Source organism: Diaphorobacter sp. HDW4A, assembly GCF_011305995.1.
Classification (GTDB): Bacteria; Pseudomonadota; Gammaproteobacteria; order Burkholderiales; family Burkholderiaceae_C; genus Diaphorobacter_A.
Map to the genome: position 1 here is coordinate 639,573 of NZ_CP049910.1, position 21,097 is coordinate 660,669.

The 21,097-nt window shown below is 64.3% G+C and carries 27 protein-coding genes; 10 read left to right on the forward strand and 17 right to left on the reverse strand.

Annotation, left to right across the window (positions count from 1 at the left end):
- Positions 1 to 150 precede the first annotated feature (150 nt).
- Entirely contained in the window at positions 151 to 684 is a 534-nt protein-coding gene (locus G7047_RS02755) for a histidine phosphatase family protein (protein WP_166300491.1), read from the forward strand.
- Between the two features lie 97 nt (positions 685 to 781).
- On the opposite strand, the gene G7047_RS02760 is transcribed toward G7047_RS02755, so the two are convergent.
- The gene (locus tag G7047_RS02760) at positions 782 to 1,186 is read right to left on the reverse strand and encodes a hypothetical protein (protein WP_166300493.1); all 405 of its coding nucleotides are present in this window, start codon (positions 1,184 to 1,186) and stop codon (positions 782 to 784) included.
- 120 nt (positions 1,187 to 1,306) lie between these two features.
- Positions 1,307 to 2,878: a Fic family protein gene (locus tag G7047_RS02765; protein ID WP_166300496.1), complete on the reverse strand. Its 1,572-nt coding sequence runs from the start codon at positions 2,876 to 2,878 to the stop codon at positions 1,307 to 1,309.
- 261 nt (positions 2,879 to 3,139) lie between these two features.
- On the opposite strand from G7047_RS02765, the gene G7047_RS02770 reads away from it, so the two are divergent.
- The 3 genes from G7047_RS02770 (at position 3,140) to G7047_RS02780 (ending at position 7,152) form a co-directional block, all read left to right on the forward strand.
- Complete coding sequence (locus tag G7047_RS02770; RefSeq protein ID WP_166300498.1) at positions 3,140 to 5,617, forward strand: DNA repair protein; 2,478 nt, start codon at positions 3,140 to 3,142, stop codon at positions 5,615 to 5,617.
- A gap of 142 nt (positions 5,618 to 5,759) precedes the next feature.
- Complete coding sequence (locus tag G7047_RS02775; protein WP_166300500.1) at positions 5,760 to 6,434, forward strand: hypothetical protein; 675 nt, start codon at positions 5,760 to 5,762, stop codon at positions 6,432 to 6,434.
- A complete protein-coding gene (locus G7047_RS02780; RefSeq protein ID WP_166300502.1) occupies positions 6,418 to 7,152 on the forward strand; it encodes a Fic family protein in 735 nt (244 codons plus the stop codon). The genes G7047_RS02775 and G7047_RS02780 overlap by 17 nt, the downstream gene beginning before the upstream one ends.
- 239 nt (positions 7,153 to 7,391) lie before the next feature.
- On the opposite strand, the gene G7047_RS02785 is transcribed toward G7047_RS02780, so the two are convergent.
- The 8 genes from G7047_RS02785 to G7047_RS02820 all read right to left on the reverse strand — a co-directional run bounded on the left by G7047_RS02785 (position 7,392) and on the right by G7047_RS02820 (position 12,540).
- Complete coding sequence (locus G7047_RS02785; RefSeq protein WP_166300504.1) at positions 7,392 to 7,736, reverse strand: hypothetical protein; 345 nt, start codon at positions 7,734 to 7,736, stop codon at positions 7,392 to 7,394.
- The gene (locus tag G7047_RS02790) at positions 7,733 to 7,924 is read right to left on the reverse strand and encodes a hypothetical protein (RefSeq protein WP_166300507.1); all 192 of its coding nucleotides are present in this window, start codon (positions 7,922 to 7,924) and stop codon (positions 7,733 to 7,735) included. The genes G7047_RS02785 and G7047_RS02790 overlap by 4 nt, the downstream gene beginning before the upstream one ends.
- 2 nt (positions 7,925 to 7,926) lie before the next feature.
- Complete coding sequence (locus tag G7047_RS31440; protein ID WP_166300509.1) at positions 7,927 to 8,643, reverse strand: RadC family protein; 717 nt, start codon at positions 8,641 to 8,643, stop codon at positions 7,927 to 7,929.
- Positions 8,644 to 9,008: 365 nt separating this feature from the next.
- Positions 9,009 to 9,161, reverse strand: a complete 153-nt coding sequence (locus G7047_RS02800; protein WP_166300511.1) for a hypothetical protein — start codon at positions 9,159 to 9,161, stop codon at positions 9,009 to 9,011.
- A gap of 72 nt (positions 9,162 to 9,233) precedes the next feature.
- Positions 9,234 to 9,905, reverse strand: a complete 672-nt coding sequence (locus G7047_RS02805; protein WP_166300513.1) for a hypothetical protein — start codon at positions 9,903 to 9,905, stop codon at positions 9,234 to 9,236.
- A gap of 8 nt (positions 9,906 to 9,913) precedes the next feature.
- Positions 9,914 to 11,116 (reverse strand): methyltransferase domain-containing protein, encoded by a 1,203-nt coding sequence (locus G7047_RS02810; RefSeq protein WP_166300515.1) that lies wholly within the window; start codon positions 11,114 to 11,116, stop codon positions 9,914 to 9,916.
- 162 nt (positions 11,117 to 11,278) lie between these two features.
- Positions 11,279 to 11,869 (reverse strand): hypothetical protein, encoded by a 591-nt coding sequence (locus G7047_RS30905; RefSeq protein WP_205904708.1) that lies wholly within the window; start codon positions 11,867 to 11,869, stop codon positions 11,279 to 11,281.
- 188 nt (positions 11,870 to 12,057) lie between these two features.
- A complete protein-coding gene (locus G7047_RS02820) occupies positions 12,058 to 12,540 on the reverse strand; it encodes a hypothetical protein (protein ID WP_166300518.1) in 483 nt (160 codons plus the stop codon).
- A 128-nt stretch (positions 12,541 to 12,668) separates the two neighbouring features.
- Here G7047_RS02820 and G7047_RS02825 point away from each other — a divergent pair, with 128 nt between their 5' ends.
- Positions 12,669 to 12,926, forward strand: a complete 258-nt coding sequence (locus G7047_RS02825) for a hypothetical protein (RefSeq protein ID WP_166300520.1) — start codon at positions 12,669 to 12,671, stop codon at positions 12,924 to 12,926.
- Here the strand turns inward: G7047_RS02825 and G7047_RS02830 are convergent.
- From G7047_RS02830 to G7047_RS02840, 3 genes are all read right to left on the reverse strand, one after another.
- Positions 12,883 to 13,083 (reverse strand): hypothetical protein, encoded by a 201-nt coding sequence (locus G7047_RS02830; RefSeq protein ID WP_166300522.1) that lies wholly within the window; start codon positions 13,081 to 13,083, stop codon positions 12,883 to 12,885. The genes G7047_RS02825 and G7047_RS02830 overlap by 44 nt on opposite strands.
- Positions 13,084 to 13,085: 2 nt before the next feature.
- A complete protein-coding gene (locus G7047_RS02835; RefSeq protein WP_166300524.1) occupies positions 13,086 to 13,262 on the reverse strand; it encodes a hypothetical protein in 177 nt (58 codons plus the stop codon).
- 251 nt (positions 13,263 to 13,513) lie between these two features.
- Positions 13,514 to 14,041 (reverse strand): diguanylate cyclase, encoded by a 528-nt coding sequence (locus tag G7047_RS02840; protein WP_166311835.1) that lies wholly within the window; start codon positions 14,039 to 14,041, stop codon positions 13,514 to 13,516.
- A 56-nt stretch (positions 14,042 to 14,097) separates the two neighbouring features.
- Here G7047_RS02840 and G7047_RS02845 point away from each other — a divergent pair, with 56 nt between their 5' ends.
- Together G7047_RS02845 and G7047_RS02850 are read left to right on the forward strand one after the other, a co-directional pair.
- The gene (locus G7047_RS02845) at positions 14,098 to 14,280 is read left to right on the forward strand and encodes a hypothetical protein (protein WP_166300526.1); all 183 of its coding nucleotides are present in this window, start codon (positions 14,098 to 14,100) and stop codon (positions 14,278 to 14,280) included.
- A gap of 156 nt (positions 14,281 to 14,436) precedes the next feature.
- On the forward strand, positions 14,437 to 15,138 hold the full coding sequence (locus tag G7047_RS02850; RefSeq protein WP_166300528.1) for a DUF2325 domain-containing protein: 702 nt from the start codon (positions 14,437 to 14,439) through the stop codon (positions 15,136 to 15,138).
- A gap of 30 nt (positions 15,139 to 15,168) precedes the next feature.
- Here the strand turns inward: G7047_RS02850 and G7047_RS02855 are convergent, their stop codons facing one another.
- The 4 genes from G7047_RS02855 to G7047_RS02870 all read right to left on the reverse strand — a co-directional run bounded on the left by G7047_RS02855 (position 15,169) and on the right by G7047_RS02870 (position 18,632).
- Positions 15,169 to 15,939 carry a hypothetical protein gene (locus G7047_RS02855; RefSeq protein WP_166300530.1) on the reverse strand — a complete coding sequence of 257 codons (771 nt, stop codon included), beginning with the start codon at positions 15,937 to 15,939 and terminating at the stop codon, positions 15,169 to 15,171.
- 161 nt (positions 15,940 to 16,100) lie between these two features.
- Positions 16,101 to 16,277, reverse strand: coding sequence for a hypothetical protein (locus G7047_RS02860; protein ID WP_166300532.1), 177 nt, complete (start codon positions 16,275 to 16,277; stop codon positions 16,101 to 16,103).
- Positions 16,278 to 16,572: 295 nt separating this feature from the next.
- Positions 16,573 to 17,613, reverse strand: a complete 1,041-nt coding sequence (locus G7047_RS02865; RefSeq protein WP_166300534.1) for an SMEK domain-containing protein — start codon at positions 17,611 to 17,613, stop codon at positions 16,573 to 16,575.
- Positions 17,614 to 17,639: 26 nt separating this feature from the next.
- On the reverse strand, positions 17,640 to 18,632 hold the full coding sequence (locus G7047_RS02870) for a hypothetical protein (protein WP_166300536.1): 993 nt from the start codon (positions 18,630 to 18,632) through the stop codon (positions 17,640 to 17,642).
- A gap of 50 nt (positions 18,633 to 18,682) precedes the next feature.
- Between G7047_RS02870 and G7047_RS02875 the strand changes: the two genes are divergently transcribed.
- From G7047_RS02875 to G7047_RS02885, 3 genes are all read left to right on the forward strand, one after another.
- Positions 18,683 to 19,024 carry a hypothetical protein gene (locus G7047_RS02875; protein WP_205904709.1) on the forward strand — a complete coding sequence of 114 codons (342 nt, stop codon included), beginning with the start codon at positions 18,683 to 18,685 and terminating at the stop codon, positions 19,022 to 19,024.
- A gap of 2 nt (positions 19,025 to 19,026) precedes the next feature.
- Positions 19,027 to 19,272: a hypothetical protein gene (locus tag G7047_RS02880; protein WP_166300538.1), complete on the forward strand. Its 246-nt coding sequence runs from the start codon at positions 19,027 to 19,029 to the stop codon at positions 19,270 to 19,272.
- 66 nt (positions 19,273 to 19,338) lie between these two features.
- Positions 19,339 to 21,096, forward strand: a complete 1,758-nt coding sequence (locus tag G7047_RS02885) for a PRTRC system ParB family protein (RefSeq protein ID WP_166300540.1) — start codon at positions 19,339 to 19,341, stop codon at positions 21,094 to 21,096.
- Position 21,097 lies beyond the last annotated feature (1 nt).

Consider the following 21,097-nt stretch of genomic DNA (forward strand, 5'->3'; position numbering starts at 1 on the left):
TGCGCGCAGCTATGTGATCGATTCGTAAGCCGCGCAACCTCTGGGAAGAGGAAGGGGACCGCTCGTTGTGGTCAAGCAAAGATCATTCAAGGGGATAGTGTGCAGGCAAGTCGTCCGGTACAGATTGTGTTGCTGAGGCATGGGCTGCCGATGATCGACAGGGATCGACGGGTAAACGCCACAGATTTCGGAGTCTGGGTTTCCGAGTACGATGCCGTCGGCATCGACGCGCGGCATCGGCCGCCTCAGGCGGCAATCGAACAGGCAAGAGGTTGCGCGTTCGTCGTGTGCAGCAGCCTTCCTCGCTCGCTGGAGTCGGCCAGAGCTCTGGGCATGGAGAATATCGGCGCCTGCGAGCCACTGTTCCGGGAAATGGGCATGCCCTATGCGAACTGGCGCTTCCCGCGCCTGGGCTTGGCGGTATGGTCGGTTCTGTTCAGACTGATGTGGGCGGTCGGATATTCAGCAAATGCCGAGCCATTCAAGGAGGCGAGGGAGCGAGCCCGTGCATGTGCCGAGCGGTTGGCGGACCTGGCATCCCTGCATGGTACGGTTCTCCTTGTCGGGCATGGTTCCCTGAACTGGTTCATCGCGAGATATCTCAAGAGCATGGGGTGGAAGGGCCCACGGAAGTCGCCTCGCAAGCACTGGGATTTCGCCGTTTATTGCCACCAGGCAACGTAACGACCCCACCGATCCCCATGATTCGTATGGCTTGGCGGCGGGTCCGAAACACCACAGCAAGGGCTACTGACCCGTTTGCCGCACCCAGGCGGAAAAATCAGAGCGGGAAGGCAGCGAGCAGCTGGCTGAACGTGTGTTCGGCAGGCAGTGCCGGCAGTTGCTGAGCGCGGTAAGGTGCCGGGACTTCGTCCGGCGCCATCTCACCCTTGCGCACGGCGCGGTTCAGGACGTTCAGGCGCTCGAACCAGATCAGCTCGTAGCGCGCGATGGCATCCCATTGCTCGGGCGTGTCACGCTCTAGGTTGAAGGCGTAGCCGGCGGCCACCGGGTCGGTGTCTTCGTAACGCACGCAGACTTCGCGGTAGCTGCCGAAATCGTGGGGAAAGGACTTCACGATCAGGCTGGACAGGGCCTCGGCGGGCACAGGGTGCAGGCGTTCGAGCATGCGCTTGAACACCTTGCATTCGAGCAGGGACTGCTCGTCGTAGTCGGGGCGGCCCACCTGGGCCGCGTTCTCTTATCCCTGGGAGCAAGTCCATCGCGTCGAGTTGGAGAAGCAGGCCAGATTGACCCGAGGGGCAGCCTGCCGGAAGACGTCGGTGCCTCACGGCGCCCGCACCGTCTACGCTCCCTCACGTTCCTGTTGTTCGTCTTCGAACACCGCTCGCACCGCTGCGATGATCTGCGCGTGCCTGCCGTAGAAGGCACCCTCTTCGGCGAAGACTTGAGGCAAGGTCTTGCGCAGCTTGTTGCTGACCTGCCAGCCACTTTCCTTCAGCGATCGGATGATGCGGTCCGCATCCGGGTCCGGCATCTCCACGAAGTTCTTGATCGCCTCCCGCGCATCGTCGTACTGGCGCAGCGTCAGGGCTTCCTGCGCCATTTCCTGTTCGACCGTCTGGCGAAGTACCCCGCTCAGGTAGCGCACCTGCTCGGTTAGATCGAGATAGCGCCAGGCGTGTTGCGCATCCTCCGAGCGGAGGAACTCGAAATTGGTTTCGACCCCGTCAGGGCAGACCCGCCTTGTCCCGAAACGATAGCCATCGGTGTAGACCTGCATGAAAGGACGCGAAAACCCTTCCAGGGCCTGGTCGTAATCGGCGCGCCCCTTGGCTGAGCCTGCGATCGTCGCCGACACCGGCACGATGATGTTGGCCGGTACCACCTTGTCGGCCGCGAGCAGGTGGTTGATCAGGAAGCGGTGGATCCGGCCATTGCCATCCGCAAGCGGGTGCAGGTAGACGAAGGCGAACGACACGGCTGCGGCGCGTGCCACGGCGTTGGTGCCTTGCGTGCGCGTTTCGAACCCGCGCAAGGCGTCGAGCATGCCATCGACCCATTCCTCGGACGGTGCGACGTAGTGGACGATCTCGTTGATGAAGCTGCGTTCCCCGACGAACACTGGCGATTGTCGGATGCCAACCCGCAACGCAGCTTCGCCGAGCACGGTTTGCTGCAACTTGAGAAGCTGCTCCGGTGCCATCGGATCGTTCATCCGCCCGCTGTACGTACTGATGGCTGCCGCGAAACGTTTCACCCGGTCCTGCTTGTCCGCCTCGTGCTCGATGGCGAAACTGGCCCGGGACTCCTTGAACGTGAGCCACGCCGCGCTGCGCAGCAGCAATTCCGGTCCGTAGGTGTCATCCAGGGACTGCACGCCGGCTGCCAGGTCGTAGAGCCATTCGCGTTGCTCGGGGGCACCGAGAAAAACCATCGGGCAGAACTCGCGTGAGCCCGGCAGGTTGTTGTTGACGCGCCAGCGCCGCATGCGATCTGGCCGCCGAGCCGCCAGATACAGGCTGGCGTCGATCGCATCGACATAGCCCACGTTGGGCGCTGTGTCCGGCACGGCGAGTTGCCGGCCGGTGAACCATTCGTAGAAGAACGCCGCTCGCCGGGCGTAGCTGCCGGTAGGCTCGTCTCTCACCCATGACGCCACCTCTTCCGGGTCAAGGCGATCGAACAGGCGCGAGAAGAACTCGAAGCTGAGCCGCTCATACTTCAGGCCGAACTCGAAGTGCCCCCGAAAGTTGTCCACGGGCTGGTACTGGGCCGTCCAGATGCGGGTTTCCTGGCCATTGGCCGTCTCGCGCTGGCGCACCGGCCCCAGCCGGCTGCGGGTGAACAGCGGCTGCACCAGCTGGATGCCATGCATCTCAGCGAGTCGGTGGAAGCCCAATAAGGTGTCGGACATGGTCAACCATTTCGCTATGGGTTGTTCTATTTTGCTATAAAAACCGCTTTTGCGACAAAATCAATATACATCCCGGGCGCAAAGGGGGCTGGCTCGCCTTCCAAGCAGCGCCAGGCGCAAGCATGTCGCGATGTTTCCGGGCGCCGTCTGGCTCTGGGGCTCCAGAGCCATGGCTGATTCGAAGACCGTGGCGAAGCCAGACCCTTGAACCGCGTTGAACAGGGGGCAAGCTGAAGGCTCTGATCCTTGGAGCCCGATGCCATGTATCCCCTCTCGCTGACCCTCAAAGGCTTTCGCGGTATCCGCGATGGCCTCGGCATGGATGTGCTGACCCTCGACCTGGAACGTCTTGCCGGCGATGCCGAACTCGTGGCACTGGCCGGCGCCAATGGCCGGGGCAAGAGCACCATTCTCGACAACCTGCACCCCTTCCTCGTCATGCCGTCGCGGGCGGCTGGCGTCGGGGGCTTTTCCTACTACGACCATGTGTGCCTGCCTGAGGCCGAGAAGGATCTGCTGTGGCTGCACGAGGGGCGGCGTTACCGCTCGCAGGTCGTGATCCGCAGCAATGGGCGGCGGGCCACCGATGCCTTCCTGTTCGAGGCCGACGACGAGGGGCGCTGGCGGCCCGTGCAGTTGCCAGATGGAACGGTCTCGGACGGCAAGACCGGCACCTATGTGCGGTGCGTCGAATACTTGCTGGGCAGCGCGGAGACCTTCTTCACGTCCGCATTCAGCGCCCAGGGCAAGCGGCAGCTCAGCAGCTACCAGAACGGCGAGATCAAGACTTTGCTGGCCGACCTGCTGGGACAGGAAGAGATCCGCAACGAAGGCAAGAAGGCCGCGCAGGTGGCCGATCTGCTGAAAGCCGGTCTGGTGTCCATGCGCCAGCAACAGGCCACGCTCGACGAGCAGATCGGCCGCCAGGATGGCGAGCGGCAGCGCCTGGAAGAAGCGCCGAAGCGGGTGGTCGAACTCGCCGGCACCCTGAAGGCGGCGCAAACGACCCTGGAGGCCGCACGCGAACGCCTGGCGCAGCAGCGCGCAGTGCGGGAGCAGGCGCGCGGCACGGAGACGGTGCGCAGTCGGATGAGCAGCGAGCGCACAGCGCTGATCCGCACCGGCAAAGAGGCCATCGAAGCCATCGCCTCCCAGAAGAAATGCCAGCAACAGCGGCTGGAGCGGCTCGAACAACGTGCCGCGACCCGCCGGACACAGCGTGCATCGCGGGTGCAGGCCCTGGCGCGCCAGCGGCAGCAGTGCGATGCGGTTCTGGCGCACGAGGCGGGCGTGCAGCGGGCCGTCCGGCGTCTGGAGCTTGCCGAAGCTGTGGCGGCGGCGCATGGCGAACGGGTGCGGGCAGCCCGTGAGCAGGTCCAGGCCTTGGCCCGCTGCGACAGCGCGTTGGAGGCGGCAGGCGTTCGCGCCAAGGCGATCGAGCGTGAAGCCGGGCAGGCCGCCCTGCGGGCCGAAGACCTGGCGCGCCGAATCGGCCTGACGCGGGAGGTGCCCTGCGCCGGGACCGATCTGCAAGGGCAATGCAAGCTGCTGGGTGACGCCAGGGAGGCGCAGGCGCTGATGCCGAGTGCCCAGGGCGCGATCCGGCGTCTTGCCGATGATCGGGCGGCCACGCGGCGGCAGGAGGCGGCGCTGGCGGCCCAGCGGCGTGACCTCGAGAGCGGGCCGCAGGCCCTGGCCTGGGCCGAGTGGCGGGAATCGGTGGCCCGCGGCCGGGCGGAGCAGTGCGGCCGTTTGGCGGAACGGGCCGGAGAGCTTCGCCAGGCCCGCCTGCGCTGCGAAGAGATCGATGGCGAGCTGGCCGGCTTGCAGGTGGGGGGTAGCGACGACGGGAAGGATGAAACCCCGGAAGAAGTCACCGAGCGCGGTGACATTGCCAAGGTTCTGGAGGCGCTCGCGGCCCAGCAGGAACAGCAGGCCAAGTACTACCGGCAGTCGCTCGACAGGCTGGATGCGGCACTGGCCGCTTTGCCCCCGGCGTTCGACGAGCAGCGGCTGACAGCAGCGGAGCGTGCGGTAGCGGGAGCGCAAACAGCGGCCGTCGAAGCCGAGCGCGCGCATTTGCAGGCGATCCGCGATGTCGAGGTCAAGGTAGCGCTGGATCGTCAGCTGCGTGAGCGCCGGAGCGAACGTCACCAGCTGGCGGCGCGCGTCGCTCTGGTGGAGTCGCAATTGGGAAGCTGGAACCTGCTGGCCAAGTGCCTGAGCAACGACGGCGTGATTGCGCTGGCGATCGACGACGCTGGCCCTACGCTGGCGGGGCTGGCCAACGACCTGCTTCTGGCCTGCTACGGGCCGCGTTTCACGGTGTCGTTGCTGACGCAGCTCGAAACGCGCAAGGGCGAGCAGCGTGAGGGCTTTGCCATCGAAGTCCACGACGGTGAATCGGGACAGAGCAAACGGGTGGAGCAGATGAGCGGCGGCGAGAGGGTCTGGGTGAACGAGTGTCTGGTGCGTGCCGTGGCCTTGTACCTCGGCCAGAACAGCGGGCGCTGCTACGGAACTTTGTTCAGCGACGAAGCGGACGGCGCGCTGGATCCGGCGCGCAAGCGGATGTTCATGGCGATGAAGCGGGAAGTGCTGCGCCTGGGTGGGTATGCCCGGGAGATCTACATCTCTCAGACGCCCGAGCTGACGTCAATGGCCGATGCGGTCATCAATCTGGATGGGCTGTGCCAGGCGCAGGGTGATCGAGTGCTGGCGAGCTCGGCTGCTTCGTAGGGTGGGATGGGGTTTCTATCTGACAAATGATGCCGGATGTCCGGCATGGAATGCGACTGTAAGATGTTGTCCGGTATGGTGAAAGCTGCTTTTCTTTGGTCTGAATGTTAAAATGCTCTGGCGAACACAAGAGGAGCCAAACATGAAGCTTGAAGATCGGATGCGGCAGTCGATCAGGCGTCGTTCTGGCACGGTGGTTCTGCGTTCCGACGTGGCCGCGCTGGGGGGGCGGACACAGGTCTCCCATGCCCTGGATGCTCTATTGCGCGGCGGGGAACTGGTACGTCTTGGGGCAGGTATCTATGCCAAGGCCCAGCGCGAATCCCCGGCCGGGCGAGTGCGCCTGCTGGGCAGTCTTGAGGCGATCATTCGTGAGGCCGCCCAGAAATGGGGGGTCATCCTTCATGAGGAGGGGCTCCCCAGGGACGCCGCAGGCCTTAACGAGCCTGCACTTGTGGTCGAGACAGACACGCCGCGGATTTCGCGCAAACTGATCGTGGACGGGAAGCGCGTCGAGTTCCGCAGCCGTCGCCGCAAGCCTCGAAGCTACAAGGCAACACCGTTGGCAATTCCCACGGTGGATGTCGCTCGTTTCGTGCAGGAACTGGCTCGCCGATACAAGGTGGTCTACACCCCCAATGCCATGGATCAGTGGGCCGAAACCGTCACCCGACTGGCTGGGGATGATGTTCGCGCGGACAGTACTGAAGACCTGCTGATCGCGTTGAAGCGTGCCGGCAAGATATCCACGACGGACGTCGCTGCGCTGACGATCAACCACCTGAGGGAGCGCAAGCAGCGTGTTCGATCCCTTTAAGGATTTTGACCAAGCGGGTTACCTGCGCAATCGATACGGTGAGAAGGATCCGCAGATCGTGCGCGAGCTCGAACACACCATGTTTCGTGCCGGTCTCGACGAGGCGCTGGGTCATGTGGCCAAGCGCAGGACACTCGGCTACGAGGACTTTCTCGCGGTGCATCGCATCCTGTTTTCAGCGTTCTACCCCTGGGCCGGACAGGATCGAGCGGCCACAACCCCCGACATTGCCATACGCAAGGGTGATACCTTGTTTTGTCACCCGTTCGATGCCCGACGGGCGGTGGAGGAGGGATTGCGGATTGGGCAGGACAAGGCGGCGCTACGGCAGCGACCGGGCGAAGTGATGGGGCTGTTTGCCTATGGCCACCCGTTCCTTGACGGCAATGGCCGCACGATGCTCGTCCTGCACAGCGAACTGTGCCATCGCGCGGGTTTCTGCATCGAATGGCAGCGCACACGTAAGACCGACTACCTTGCTGCACTCAGCGCGGAAATCGCATCTCCTGGCAAAGGCCATCTGGATCGCTACCTGCTGGGCTTCATTGGGATGTCACGCGACCGCCAGTTGTGGGGCGGCGTCATTGACGGCATCCAGGGACTCAATGGCGGCAGCGTCGACGATGCGGTCGATGACGAGTATTCGGATGCGCATGTGCGGCAGAAGTACCAGGCGTTCGAGTTGAATCGATCTCGCTCCAAGGCTGGATCGTCTTGATCTTCCGGTTGAGTGGCGTCACGGATCTGATGCTGTCTGGACGCGAGTGGGAATGGGGCACGGTTTGGCGGGCTCGCGTATGGTTCCAACCCCTTGAATGAGGGTGGTGGTAACTCTTGCCGGTAAAAAAACCGCCTCGGCGCGAACCGAGGCGGGAAAAGGGCTGCAAGGCCACAGGGAGGAAATGGCCCGTCGAGGCAGCCTGTCAAATTATGCGTAGCAAATTCTTGTGCGCTGGCTCAGTCCGGGCCGCAGGTTTCCACGTCGCCCGTCTCGTCGGCGGGGTGCTCGACGTAACGGTTGCCGACGTTGAAGGTCTGGTCGAGGTAGATCTGCTCGATCACGCTTGGCGGCACTTTGATGTCCAGGTGCGCCAGCGTCTCGGTCAAGGTGTTGATGTCGGTCCAGTCCTTCTGGGGCTCATCCAGGCTGTCGTAGATGAACGCCTCGGCCGCATCCCTCGGGGCAGCATCCGAGCCTTCCCGGATGACGTGGAGGAAGAGTTCGCGCAGCGGTCGGTCGTAGCCGGCGACCACCAGGACGGGCAGGCCGCCGTGGCGGGATCGGGTGAGGTGTCGGCTCATGCTTGATGCTCCTGGATGGTTGGGCGTGCCGGTTGAACGGCGGGCGTGTGCGGCTTCTTCGGGCGTGCAGCCCGGCTGAAATCCATGCCGCAGTGGCGACAGCGGTACCAGTGCAGGCGGCCAAGGCTGCCGAGGGCAATGCCTGGCCCCTGGCACAGCGGGCAGGTCGGGGGTCTTCTCGTGCCCATGCTCAGATCAACCCGTGTTCGGCGAACGAGTAGTGCTGGTCGCCGGCCACGATGAAGTGGTCGATGACCTGGACGTCGACGAGTGCCAGGCTGGTCTTGAGCTGCTGGGTGAGCCGCTGATCCGCCGTGCTGGGCTCTGTACTGCCACTGGGGTGGTTGTGCGCGAAAGCGACCGCAGCAGTGTGATGGGCGAGCGCAGCCTTGACCACTTCGCGGGGGTAGACCGAGGTCTGGGTCAGCGTCCCCCGAAAGAGCTGTTCGATGGTGATCAGCCGGTGCTGCGCATCCAGGTAGATGACGAGGAAGACCTCGTAGTCGAGGGCAGCGCAGTGCAGGCGCAGCCATTCGGCCAGCAGCCTGGGTGAATCCATCACGGGGCGGCCCCGCAGATCGTCCAGCATGTCGCGGCAGAGCAGTTCGCGCGCTGCTTGCAGACGTCGAGCAACCGTGGTCTCCAGTGAGGCGGGCAGGGCTCGACTCGAATCGACGTCGCACACCCGGTAGATCTCGTCCTGGCTGACGGACGACACCGGCGCCAGCAGTTCGCGCAGCAGACCTGCACGGCTGAGCTGGCGCGCGTCGAATTCCGTGCCATTGGCGTCATTGCTCGAGTGCGCTTTCGGCGCTGAACTCGCGGCAATGGCGCGCAACGTTGTCTTGCCGATGTGGCGGATCGATGCGTTCAGCATCGTCCAAAGATCCATGTGAAGCGTGCTCATGGTGTTCTCCTGAAAAGAGGGACACCGAACCTCCCTCGGGATCGGTGTCCCGAATGGATGGGAGGGTGCCCGTTGCATGCGCAAGGGCGGAAAGGGCGGGTGTCGACCGCGACGCCGGAGGGACCGGAATGGCTTCGTTGATGAAGCCGGGGTGATGACGAAGTCTCGCGCTGAGCGGCTGGCCTGTGTGATGCCATGGCGCGGGTGCCATCCGCAGGAGACCGCTGGCGAGGGGCTTTTCGGGTGGCGGCTGAGGTGCCGGTGCGGGTGCTCGCCATGCCGGATCAGGGATGTCTGGCTTCCCAAAAAACAGCCCCGATCACCTGTCATGGTGATCGGGGCTGCAGAAGAGTCAAAGTTGTGACTCAGAGTGAGGCGTGGCCAGTCGGACGCGGTTCCGAATCGGCGGTTGCAGCAAGGAGCCGAAATTGCCGCAGCAGCGGCCCGCGCTCGAAAGTCTCGAGGTTCATCTCGGCCGGACGCCGCGCCGCGACGTCCGGGTTGTGGAACGGGGTCATGAGAGTCCTCCTGGGCGCAGCGCCCGCTCGGGGCACTGCGCAAGAACTGCCCGTCACACGGACGGACAGGGATTACTGGAAGATGCGCGGTTCGATCGTCTCGCCGCGCATGAAGGCGACGTAGGCGCCGGCCTTGCCGATATCCTGGAAGCGCGCCACGACCCGTTCGTCGTGCAGCACATCCCACGGGCGCTCGGCGTCGTCGCTGGGCCGGATCAGCAGATCCGGCGCACGGTAGCGGGCATGACGAAAGAGAAACTCCCCGCTCCGCCAATCGACGATGGCCAGCAGGCACGCCGACAGGATGGCGGTTCCGCCATCGGCGCCGGGCTCGACCAGGAGCGGCACCTTGAGCGTGCCCGTCGAGCGGCCGATCCGGCCGACCACGTCATGCTCATCGAGCCAGGTCCGGCCCGTCTCGGTGTCGCCCTGGATCAGGCGGACCTTGGCGCCGTTCTCGCGGCACCGCTCCAGAACCCGGGCGGCCTTGGGATCGGTTGCCGGGTCGAAGTAGGTCTTGCGGCTCAGGGCCGATTGGCCCCAGGCGTCGACGGCGGCCAGGTACTTCTGGTAGCCGCTGAGAGCGCCGAAGTCCGTTTCGCCAAAGGCCAGCTCGGGGCGCTTCAGCCGCTCGGCCATCTGTTTGGCATGGTCACGCGCGTTGGCGAAGCCGAAGCACGTGTAGCCGTGGCCGTGGTCGAGCACGTAGAGCTGCCGCTCGGCATTGAGGGTGATGTTCGCCATGGCGCACCTCATCCTTGCCGATGGCTGCCTTGAAGCGCGCCCTCGACCTGCTTGACGGCGCGCAGGCGCAGCACCGAGACCTTCGTGCCCGAAGCCTTGAAGGCACCGGCCGGCAAGGCTTCGACTTCGGCGCCGATGTTGTCCACGAAGGCGCGGAAGTTGCGCTGCGCTTTCGTGCGCCCGGTGCGCCATCCCGGCGAGGTGAGGCTGACCAGCACGCCGCCAGGACGCAGGAAGCGCCACATGTGGATCACATGGGTGATGTCCTGATCCTTGCTGAACGGTGGGTTGGCAATGACCACATCGAAGAGACCGATGTCGGCCAGGCTCAGGGACAGGAAATCCCGCTCTATTACCTCGAAACCCTTGTCGCGCAGGATCTGCGCGCTCGGGCCATTGATCTCCACGGCGATCACCTTGGCGTCGGCGGCTCGGGCCGGTTCGGCCAGTGCGCCTTCCCCTGCGGAAGGTTCGAGCATCCGCTTGCCGGTCAAATCGCCCAGGCATTCCATCGCCCAGGCCACCGTCTCGGCGGCGACATCTTCCGGGGTGTAGAAGGCCTGCCGATCCTTCTTGGGGTTGGGCTTTTCGCCACCCCGCAGACGGTTCAGCACCTGGGTCACGTCGATCGCCGCGCCGAACTGAAAGCCATTGCGGCTGTAGACGCCGCCGGCGTTCAGGATCAGCGTCTTGATGTGCGCGTAGTGCTGCAGACGCCGGGCGGGCAGCTCGATGCGCTGCCCCTTGGCCCGCAGCAGGGCCATCTCGCCTTGCAGCGATGCAGGCTCCGTCTCTGCGGCTTTCGCGGGCTCGGGTGCCTGCAATTGCCGGACCGTCTCTTCGAACGATTCGGCCTGTTCATCCGTCATCCGGATCAGCAGGCGCGAACCGAGGATCTGCTGGTACTTCAGCCACAGGCTGCGTTGCTCGCGGAGGTACTCGACGTAGAAGTCGTCGGCGACCCGGACGTTGCGCAGCGAATAGATCACGCCGCTGTCCAGCACCGCCTGGATCAACCCTTCATAGAGCTTCAGGGCGATCTGCGGGCGGGCGCCCGGGGTGTGCTCGGTCTCGACGGATGTCGGGATGCCGAAGATCCGCAGGACACTGCGGTCGCGCGGATCGGCCGCGATCACGGCGGCCAGGATGCGGGGGAACTGCTCGGTCGCAAGGACCGGTGTGGGCGCGTCGGCCCAAAGGGTAGAGGACATGCTCGACTCTTGATGAAGAAGGGGATGCCCTCGCCCGGCGGGGAGGACATCCCCGTCGGGTAGGTGAAAGAGGCCATGTGGCCTGGGGGGCAGAGGTCGGTCGGCGTGGACGGCCCGGACGCGCTTTGGAAAGCGCGCGACGGCCCGTTGCCGAGGCTCACCTCAAGCGGCTTGGCGCAGCGCCGTGAAAAGCTGCCGGGCCGGGCCGTGGTCGCCGTGTTCGAGCGCCATGCACGCCCGCGCGACGTGCAGGTCGACGGTCGGCATCGGCGTCTCAATCGCTTCGACGCGAACCAGGACGGTGCCGTGGTGCGAGCGCACGGTGAGCGTGCCGCGACCATCGGTCCAGTCGGCCTCGGTCAGATCGTTGGGATCTGCCTTGTGCCGATCCACTGCCAGTTGCACGGCCAGCGTGAAGCTCTCGACGACGGCCACGTCCTCGAGGTCGCCGTAGTCGCGATCGAAGAGGCGCACCTCGTAGTCGCTCGGCGCCGACGGCAGGATGTCGTCGAGGGACGGGAGCGGCGGGAAGGGCGGCAGCGGCGGCGCATTGGCCGCGTCGATCGGCCGCACGACTTGGTCGCCATGCAGGCGATCCAGCTTCAACAGCAGGGCATCCGCGTGGTTCCTGTCCTCGAGGACGAGGCTGGTGCGCATCTTCAAGACCTGCTCCATCATCAGGTGCAGCTCTTGGGCGATGGCGCGTTCGGCGCGGTGCTCGATCGAGCGCAGGATGTCGGAAACGGTACTCATGATGGGTGGGCTCCTTTCGAGTGAGCGAAAAGTCAGGGGGGAGGCCGCCGTGCATGTGCACAGCGGCAGGGGTGAAGCGCCCGCGGCCAGGGGCCGGGGCAGGGAATCGGGGGTGTGGCGCGGAGCGGCAGGGCGAGGCCGCACGGACCGGCGTCGGAGGACGCCAGGTCGCGTGGGCACATCGCGGCTCAGGAGGAAGCTGGTTCGGCTTTCTCCGCGCCAGCCTCTGCGGGGGCAGGGGCATCGGGCCGGGCCTTGCGGCTGCGGCGGGTCGGCGTGGCAACGCCGGGTGAGGAAGGCGGCAGGGGAGCCTGCCGGTTGGAACGCTCGGGTTCGGGCAACATCTCGATTGCGATGTCGCGGCTCTCTCCACCGAATTCACGGAGGGCTTGCCACGGCATGACGAACAAGGTGTGGGTCAACCAGCGAACGAAGAAGCCGATGCGCTTGTGTCTTGCCTGGCGTGCCTTCTCGCGCCGCAAGGTTTCCTTGCAGGATAGGTACAGGGCCAGGTGGCTGCGCTTCATTTCGACATCTCGTTCGAGCTGGACGAGCACTTCGGCGGCCAGTGCAGCATCGCTGCGTACGCGCCGGTAGAACTCGACCCAGGTGCGTTCTTCCTCGGTTTCGATGCCCGAACGCTTCGGGCGGGGACGTTTCTCAGGGGACATGGCACTCTCCTTTTCAAGAAAATGGGAGGCACTCGTCCCCGACCGGGAGACGACTGGATCTCCCTAGGGTTGCGCAGGTGTGCGGCGGGGCTATGCTGAGCGCTGCCCCTTTTCAGGAGAGCGACAACATGCTGCGCACAGGCGATTCACTCCGGTTCACACCCGCCGAAGTCGAGGATTTCCGAAAGCTCGGAATCGACTTCGACGGCGTGCGAACGCAGGCCGACGTCGAGGCGGCGATGGCCACATGGACCAACGTGCTCGGCGAGGAACGGCCGGATCTGCTGGAGAAGATCGCCGTGGAAATGGCCAGGGCCAAAGGGGTGTTGCCACCCCCACGACTTACTGTCGTTGGCCCCGAACCTGATTCTCCTGAGCAATCCTGATCCAGCGGTCGGCGATCCGGTCCAGATAGACCAGATCGTCGGCTTCGATGTCACCCGACTCGCGAAGACGGGCGATGACTTCCTTGACCAACTGAGGGTCATCCTTGGCGAGTTGGATCGCCATGGCGGCAATGCGCTTGCGGTAAGAGCCGAGCATGCTCAACTCCTTTCGCTGCGCGAGGGAAGAGCGCCACCGGCCGTATCCGAAGAAGACGGCAGGGGACGCAGCAGTGCGGCCACGGGGCGCGACTGCACGGTGAGCGGCCGGCTGTGGCCGGAACCGCCCAACAGCACGCAGGTGCGTGCGACGGATCGGGTTGCGATCGATGCGAACATGGTGTTCTCCTTCGGGTAAAGGGAACACCCATCCCCAGACGGGAAACAGTGTTCCCGTTCGGGTGTGCTCAGCCTGGAAGGGCCAAGCGGCTCGGTGGCAGCACCTTGCGGTGTGCCAGGGTGGTGTCGCCGTGCTTGCGCATGGGGACCAGCGCTCCTGCCAGGCGGCAAAAGCTCGGGCATCGACTGAGTCGATGCGAAGGAAGCGCATCCGGCTGGCCGGATGTAGGGCACGAAGCCCGGCTACAGGGTCAGCCGTCGCAGCAGCGGACCGGCCAGGAAAATCTGGCGACCAGAGGGCGGGTAACGACCGCGACGCCAGCGGAGCTGGACTTCAAACCACCCACGATGGGCGGTGTTGAGGGCTGCGCAGACACGATGTCCGCAAGAAGCAGTGTCAGTATGGACTCAGGCCACGCGGGCTTCAACGCCAGGGCGAGACAACGGCGACAACGCCATCCGCAACACTGGCCCGGTCGGGGTTTGTGCGTGTCGTGTTGCTCGACAGCCTTCAGCTCAGGGGATGAAAGGCTGGCCTGGGCTGCTCCTGTCAGCCCACGAAGTACCTGCGTCGCTTCGCGCGATAGTTCGACGGGTCGAGGTGAGAGGGCAGCCATGTCCGCCGCACCGGCCAACATGACCGCGAACGCACCGCCGCCGAGGCGCGCTACCGTGTCTTCTGGCCGAGGGCCCCGAGGCAATGCGGCTGCGAAGTACCGCAGTACTGTGTCTCCGGCGGCGTGGACATGGGTATCGTTGATCCATTTGAAGTCTTCCAGATCATCGCGCGGGAGAGTGCCCTCGGCGGGTCGTTCCCCCGGGGCTGATCACAGGCGTGTCGAAGTCCTCGGCGGTTGGGCAGCGCCGTCAGATCGTCATGGTGAAGTGCCCGCTGCACTTCAGTAAGCGGCAGTTGCAACTCGACATGCGACTCGTGAGCTTGGGGCGGCGACGACGGGTGAAACAGGGCTGGCAGCACTGGATGATGGCGGGCGGTGTGGGCGAACCATCACCGTAGGTTCTTCACCCATCGTGGGCGAGGAGCAATTCGAGGCGGATCAAGTCGTTTTCGACATTGGCGGGATGTGCGGTCGCTCACAGTCCTGCGGTTCGCCGACTAAACATCCTTTCGGTTCATCCGTCTTCAGAAAGAAGGCCCTGGATTTGGGCGTGGATGTCCTTTGTCCCTGGAGGTGAAGGCGTGGCGAGTTTGGGGAGTGCGCTCGATCGCAAACCGGCTCGGTCGGAGTTGGCCGTGCTGCTGTCCCAGTACGGCAAGGCGCAGACGCGCTGCAGCAGCGTGATCGCTGAGCAGGCTGCGCTGATCGAGGCCTTGCAGGCGGAGCAGGTGCGCCTGCGCGCGGAACTGGTGATCCGGGTGACCGCCTTGCAGTTCGAGCGTGAGGATCGGATGCGCCTGGAAGCCATGGCACCTGGGTTGCCACGTAGGGCCGTGCTTGCGCGCCAGATCGAGTACCTGATGGGACGCATCGAGGCGTTGCTGCGGGAGCAAACCCGCTGGCGCTGGGGGAGGGAATCCCGGCGCGAAGCCCGTCCGTCCTCCCCGCCGGAAGTCGAGTTTCCGGCACGCGACGGAGCAGGGAGGATGGATGAATGCAGCGCGTTCGCCCCCCGGGAGAATGCATCGACAGCGCCGGTCGAGCAGGAGGCGCATGTGGATGCCGCCAACTTGCAAGAGGTGGAATTGTTGATCTGCCGCACCGGTTGCATCAGCCACGGCGACTATTGGCGCGTGCAGGATCAATGTCGCCGAACGGGCAAGCCCTGCATCCTCGTCGACGAACACCAGGCCATTCACGCCATGCGTCAGGGCGATGGTATCGTGATTCAGGCGTGTCCCGTGCGCAGTCTGTGACCCACAGATCGTCGCAGGCGGCAAGACGCCTCAGCCCTCTTTCCCCAGTGGGCGTACGGCGAAGCAGCCATGTTCCAGGATGCGTTCCCGCTGGGGCTGAGGAAGGCAATAACCCATCGTCGCGTCATACAGCGCGAGCGCGATCTGCAATGAGTGCTTGATGTCCGCCTCACGCGCATGGCGACCGAATTTGCACTGGAGTGCGAACTGGTTTTCGGGGTCCACCTCGTTCTCGAAATAGAGTTCGAGTTCTTCGAACGTCGAGACGTACTCGCCCGCCTCGACGTTCTTGAAGGGGCATGAGGTGAACAGGGCTGCACCGGAGCGGGTGACGAGCATCTCGATGAGGTAGCGATGATCGCGCAGCAGCTTGGCGAAGCAGGTGCGTTCGTGCGCGCCCCAGACTTCGAAGTCCAGGGCCACGAACGGTAGGGTGGCGTTGTCTTGCCCGGCAAACCCCCGGCACAGTGCCATCGAGACGGCAAGGCCTGTGGCGTCGAAGCCGTGCGGATCCTCGGGACGCGGCAGTCGGCGGTTCAATTTGGCGTAGTAGCCGTTCGCAGGGCGCAAGCGGAACTCGGCCACCGAGACAGTCGGCTTCCTGCTGCAAAGAACCTCGCGCTTGGACTCCGTCACGACACGGCGGGTGAGATCGCCGGGAAGCGATGCCAGGAGTTTATCCGCGAGGGTATGGATTCGCTCGGAAAACTCTGTCGTGACGGAGAGCCAGCGCTGCTCGTCGTCGGAGTAGGACCGGAATGGCAGCGTCTGAGCCATCCGCTGCAAGGTTTCAGAGAGCATAGGAGCGCCAACACGAAGGGTTGAGATTCATGCGTGTCCTTTGGGCGCGGCCCGTTCCGTGCGTGTTCGCGGAGGCGGCCGGAGGCCCTCGCCACGCATGGAGTGGAAGGTCGCGACAGACCAGTGCAACTATGGTATCGAATGGACAGCGGCATCGCACGTCAGGTCAGGTGCGAGTCCAGGAAGTTCCGTGACTGTGGAGGTAGTTTGGCGACGACGCGACTCAGCACTTCGATCTCGCCATTCGACCAACGCAGCTCACCGGCGTTGTCCTTGAGGTGCAAGCGGCCCTCTTCGAAGTCGAGGGCGCCGCGCCCTGCTTGCCGTTGGAGTGTCATGACGTGCCGCTCCGCGATCCAGACCCACTCGCTCATTCGCATTTCGCTGTTGTCACGTGCTCGGGAAATCTCGGCGAGGTGACCACGCGGCGATTTGAAAAGTCTCAAGACGGTATAGGACAGCAAGGGCATGAGGACAACGGCACAGGCAGGCGGCAACCTCCTACCTTATCACTCGACATCGCTCAGTCCCAAAGCCCGCGTGTGCCGTTGCGTATGGATGGGCATCTTCAGCGGCGCTGCGTGCCCCTGTTGCCTGGCATCCTGGCAAACGGGATTGTCGCGAAGCGGTGTTTCAGAACACGGACAGATCGACCGTGCCGACTACTTTCCGCAAGTCGAGTTGCTTCGCTTTGATGAAAGTCAGGAACTGGGTGGCCAGATCGTCGCTGTCAAACGTGATGCGCATGCCAATCTCTGGCGGTCCGTAGTTGTAGGGGTCTTCGCCGTCAATGCTCACGAATCCGGCATGTTTAAGGATGTCCAGCTCTCCCTTGAGGTCTGCGCCCCGATACTCGCGTTCCACCTTGCTGTAAAGCGCATGTGTCCATGCGTCCTGGAACCGGCGGGATTTTCCCGTCTCTCTGCGTTCATAGAGCATGACCAGGAATTCTCGGGTGATCCTTGGCAGTCGCGAGAGGCGTTTTCCAAGCCTCTGGAGCGCCTGACGGATCTCCTTGGTCTCCTTGTCATTTAGATCGGCGCCGACCTCATCGCGCAGGTAGTCGATGAAGGCTTCGCCGTTGCCCACCTTGGGCGTAACCCGAGCCTCCCACTTGTCGTACCCCGAGGTGGGATATTTCCCTTCCTCGTTGGGGACTTCAAGCTCGACCTTCAGACGGGCGATCTCGGTCCGGATCAGTTGGTGCAGCTTCTGCAGCGCGTCGATTGGCAGGCCCACCGTCTTGCGCGCCAGATCATCCATATCCCAGATGTTGTCGACACCAAAGTGATATGGGGCGCACAGCGCAGGGTCCAGTGTGTAGGAGCCTTGCTTCCTGCCAACCACCAGTACGACGATTTCAGTGAACTTGGCGGCCTGGCCGCCAGTGATCTTTTGCAGTGTCGAGTGCACCTTGGCCGCATCCGACCGTGATGTCACCTGAATTCCGAGCTTGAGGTTTTCGTCCCCAAGATCCAGCCCGGGTTCATTGGAGCGCTCCTGATTGAGGTTCTGCAGATGGCTGCCAAGAAGAACATTCAGGATGTCCCGGAAGAAGTTCTCGGCATAGACCGTCAAGTCCGTCAGACCCAGCCTGTTGCGCATCGCTACCTGCTGTGCGACGGTGCTGAGTTCGTCAATGATTTCGCCGATGTAGTGGCCGCGTGTAATCACGGGATTCCTTTGTCGTTGTGTGGCGCTCAGGTGATGAGGACGATCTGCTTCTTGAACTTTGGCGTGAGCGTCAGCTTGTGGGCCACATAGGTGATGGCCCGCGACCGGTCGCGTTTGTCGGGGGCGGAGTTCTCGACGGGGCCACTCACCTTCCAGAGACCGAACATGACAATCTGGGCATCTGGCGGGAAACCACCGAGCCAGGAAGCATCGGCGTGCGCGATGCTGACCTCGAACGACTCCACCCGAAGGGGATCATCTGTCTTGCGATACAGCGGCCGGCAGTTGAGGAAGCTGCTCTTGTACCCGGCGCCAGTGGGCGGCTGATGGAAAGACCGCACTGAGCCGACCAGGGCAACTGGATAGGGGTTGTTGCCGCTCTTGGCAACCAGTTCCCAGGCTTCATCGAAGCGATCATGCTCGAAGAAGAACTGTTTCCAGGGGAGCCGCTTGGTGCCCAATCGCAGGAGCAGTTCGGCGGCAAGCAGCGTGTCGGATTCGCACATCGCGCGCAGGACCAGGATGTCCGCCGTGGTGCGTAGATAACTGTCGAGCCGCTTGTCCGAGGCGATCACCTCGGTTGCCGTCTTGGTCGTTCCGGCGGCGGGGCCGCTGCCATTGACTGTCGGCGCATTGCCCGACAGTCCGTGCTTGCGAAGTCCATTGTGCAAGGCGAGCAGACGCAGTTCCCGCTTCCCGTCTTCCAAGGCGTTCAGAAACTCCGGGTCTGATTGCGCCGCAATGATCTTCAGGCTGCCCGAGGCGTCGTATCGGCACCCTGCGGCATGTTCAGACCCGCGGGTCAGGCCAATGTAGGCGGGGACATCGACAGGCTCGATGCGATTGGCTCTGTTTTGTTGGTAGCGGGGGACAAACCGGACATCGCAGCCACATAACGGATCGTCGCAACGGAGATCCGGCGCGGTACCACCCCCATCCGTCATGCCTTGCAGTTCCTCGACCGTGTGACGGTGTCCATGGCGATCCCGTGCCGCGCGCATCTTGATGCCTTTGCTCATGTCGTCGTCGTGCCTCCTGAAGTGATTGGTTCTGGAAAGTGTGCCATGCGGTGAATGCCGAGGCACCGTTTCAATGCGTCGTGCTCCGGACTTCTCCCGGCAGGCGTTCGTCGAGAAACAGGACAACGGAGCGGAGCCTGGGGGGCTGGACGCCGGGTGCGCTGGTATCGCCGCGCCGACTCGGCCACCGCGAGGCCATCCAGCGCTTGTGCGCCGAGTTCGACGAAGACGGCCCGGATTGTGGCTACAACGCCGTGATCCAGGACTACGCCAGCATCTGGTGGAAGCAGGCGAACAGCGACCCGAACCTCACCCGGTTTCCCGACCATCACCGACAACTGGCGGCGCGCCTGAAACGCATGACGGGCCGCACCCATTCGACAAAGGCCTGACCATGAAGCTGGATCAGCAACTGCTCGACCGGATCACCTTGAACGACCGCGACGCCTTGCGCGAAGTCGCGCACCTGTTGCGTGAAGCGGATCGCGCCTGGAACCGGATCGAACGCGGCAAACAGACCGAACTCAACGCCATGCACCACGATGACGGCTCGCTGGCGTACTGCCTGCGCTGGGCGCAGCAGGCGGCGGACGAGTTGATCGCGGCAACCCAGGGGGCTGGTTCGCAGACGAGCCGGTGAGGCACGCATGCCCTTGAAAGCGATCCGCCCCGCGAGAGCATGAAGGCATCCCATCAGGAGACCGTCATGGACACACCGAACCATCCCACCCTGCCGCTGCGCCGCATCGTGCAGGGCAAGAACCCCCGCGAATACTTCGACCCGGCCGAAATGGCCGAGTTGGAGGATGGCCTGCGCGCTGCCGGCCGCGTCATCCAGCCCATCCTTGTTCGCCCGATCCCCGGCACCGACCGCTACGAAATCGTGGCGGGGGAGCGCCGCTGGCGCGCCGCCCAGACCGTCTTCGGCGACAACTACGACATGCCCGTCGTCATTGAGGCACTGAGCGACGAGCAGGCCGAAGCCTTCGCCACCATCGAAAACCATCACCGTGCCGCCATGTCGCACGCCGAGGAAGCACAAGCCGCCCGCAGCCAGTTGATGCGCCACAAGGGCGACAAGGACGAGGCGGCGGCAGCGCTCGGCTGGAAGCCCGAACTGCTGGAGCGCCGGCTGGCGCTGCTGACCTGCACGCCTGCCGTGTTGAAGGCGCTCACGCACCGCCAGATTCAGTTGGGCCACGCCGAACTGCTCGCTGGGGTGCCGCCTGAGAAGCAGGACACCGTGCTGACCGGCGTGATCGCGCACAAGGTGCCGGTGGGCGTCTTGAAGGAGCAGCTTGGCCGTTTCGCCCGCCGTCTGGCCGACGCCATCTTCGACACCGCGCAGTGTGCGGCCTGCCCGCACAACTCGTCCCGCCAGTCCGGGCTGTTCGACGCGAGCCTGGGCGACGGCTTCTGCCAGCACCCCACGCACTACGACGAACTGACGCAGCAGGCCGTCGAGGCCAAGGCCGCGAGCTTGGGCGACCAGTACCCCGTTGTCCGCATCGTCAGGGCGACAGATGGCTTCTCGCCGCTGCCTGTGGCCGAAGATGGCGCGCTTGGCGTTGGCCCGGCGCAGTACGCGGCCTGCAAGGGATGCGCCTCCTTCGGCTGTGCCGTTTCGGTCTTGCCGGGGACGCAGGGCGAAGTGATGGCCTCGCTGTGCTTCGATGCGGCGTGCAACAGCCAGAAGGTCGCCGCGTGGGTGAAGACACAGCGCGAGTGCACGACGCAGGAGAGGGAGGCCGGCAAGGCCGAGGCCCAAGGCGGCAAGCGCCAGCCGGCGTCAAGGACGAATGCCAAGCCCGCCTCCGCGCCGAGCAACAAGACGCCGCAGCGCGTCGTGGACTACCGGCTCATGCAGTGGCGCAAATGGGCCGCGAAGGAACTCATGGTGCAGCCCGAACGCAACCGGCGCGTGATGGTCGCGCTGGCGCGCTTGGGCCGGGCCCGTGACGTGCGCAGCACCGAGTACGGGCAGGCGGCGAGCCGGATCGCCGGCGCAGGTGCGATGGAGGGAACGGGCTTTCGCGGCCTGCTGCAAGAGGTCGATGCCATCGACGCGCAGCACCTGGAGCGGCTGACGCTGGCGATCACGGCCGCCGCAGCGTTCGGCGTGACCACACAGGATCTGGAGGCGCTGCTGAACTATCTCCGGGTCGATGAAGGCAAGCACTTCAAGTGGGAGGCCACTTTCCTTGAACTGTTCACCTTGAGCGAGCTAGAGGCGCTGGCCGTCGAAGTGGGCCTCAAAGCGAAGATGGGCGCGAGCCTCTACAAGCTGGCCCGCGAGAAGAAGAAAGCCGACTTCATCAAGGCCCTGCTCGCCGTGCCGAACTTCGCCTACGAGGGCACCGTCCCGGCGGTCATGCGCTATCCACGCAAGACCGAGCAGCCCACAGTCGAACCGCTCGACCCCGATGCGGCAGAGGAAGCGGAGGACGCCGCCCTGGCGGCGTGAG

Excerpts from the sequence above, each read along its gene's own strand:
- G7047_RS02755 (WP_166300491.1), top strand. The coding sequence starts at position 151 with ATGATCGACAGGGATCGACGGGTAAACGCCACAGATTTCGGAGTCTGG.
- G7047_RS02765 (WP_166300496.1), bottom strand. The coding sequence starts at position 2,878 with ATGTCCGACACCTTATTGGGCTTCCACCGACTCGCTGAGATGCATGGC.
- G7047_RS02770 (WP_166300498.1), top strand. The coding sequence starts at position 3,140 with ATGTATCCCCTCTCGCTGACCCTCAAAGGCTTTCGCGGTATCCGCGAT.
- G7047_RS02775 (WP_166300500.1), top strand. The coding sequence starts at position 5,760 with ATGAAGCTTGAAGATCGGATGCGGCAGTCGATCAGGCGTCGTTCTGGC.
- G7047_RS02785 (WP_166300504.1), bottom strand. The coding sequence starts at position 7,736 with ATGAGCCGACACCTCACCCGATCCCGCCACGGCGGCCTGCCCGTCCTG.
- G7047_RS02790 (WP_166300507.1), bottom strand. The coding sequence starts at position 7,924 with ATGGGCACGAGAAGACCCCCGACCTGCCCGCTGTGCCAGGGGCCAGGC.
- G7047_RS31440 (WP_166300509.1), bottom strand. The coding sequence starts at position 8,643 with ATGAGCACGCTTCACATGGATCTTTGGACGATGCTGAACGCATCGATC.
- G7047_RS02800 (WP_166300511.1), bottom strand. The coding sequence starts at position 9,161 with ATGACCCCGTTCCACAACCCGGACGTCGCGGCGCGGCGTCCGGCCGAG.
- G7047_RS02805 (WP_166300513.1), bottom strand. The coding sequence starts at position 9,905 with ATGGCGAACATCACCCTCAATGCCGAGCGGCAGCTCTACGTGCTCGAC.
- G7047_RS02810 (WP_166300515.1), bottom strand. The coding sequence starts at position 11,116 with ATGTCCTCTACCCTTTGGGCCGACGCGCCCACACCGGTCCTTGCGACC.
- G7047_RS30905 (WP_205904708.1), bottom strand. The coding sequence starts at position 11,869 with ATGAGTACCGTTTCCGACATCCTGCGCTCGATCGAGCACCGCGCCGAA.
- G7047_RS02820 (WP_166300518.1), bottom strand. The coding sequence starts at position 12,540 with ATGTCCCCTGAGAAACGTCCCCGCCCGAAGCGTTCGGGCATCGAAACC.
- G7047_RS02825 (WP_166300520.1), top strand. The coding sequence starts at position 12,669 with ATGCTGCGCACAGGCGATTCACTCCGGTTCACACCCGCCGAAGTCGAG.
- G7047_RS02830 (WP_166300522.1), bottom strand. The coding sequence starts at position 13,083 with ATGCTCGGCTCTTACCGCAAGCGCATTGCCGCCATGGCGATCCAACTC.
- G7047_RS02835 (WP_166300524.1), bottom strand. The coding sequence starts at position 13,262 with ATGTTCGCATCGATCGCAACCCGATCCGTCGCACGCACCTGCGTGCTG.
- G7047_RS02850 (WP_166300528.1), top strand. The coding sequence starts at position 14,437 with ATGTCCTTTGTCCCTGGAGGTGAAGGCGTGGCGAGTTTGGGGAGTGCG.
- G7047_RS02855 (WP_166300530.1), bottom strand. The coding sequence starts at position 15,939 with ATGCTCTCTGAAACCTTGCAGCGGATGGCTCAGACGCTGCCATTCCGG.
- G7047_RS02860 (WP_166300532.1), bottom strand. The coding sequence starts at position 16,277 with ATGACACTCCAACGGCAAGCAGGGCGCGGCGCCCTCGACTTCGAAGAG.
- G7047_RS02870 (WP_166300536.1), bottom strand. The coding sequence starts at position 18,632 with ATGAGCAAAGGCATCAAGATGCGCGCGGCACGGGATCGCCATGGACAC.
- G7047_RS02880 (WP_166300538.1), top strand. The coding sequence starts at position 19,027 with ATGAAGCTGGATCAGCAACTGCTCGACCGGATCACCTTGAACGACCGC.
- G7047_RS02885 (WP_166300540.1), top strand. The coding sequence starts at position 19,339 with ATGGACACACCGAACCATCCCACCCTGCCGCTGCGCCGCATCGTGCAG.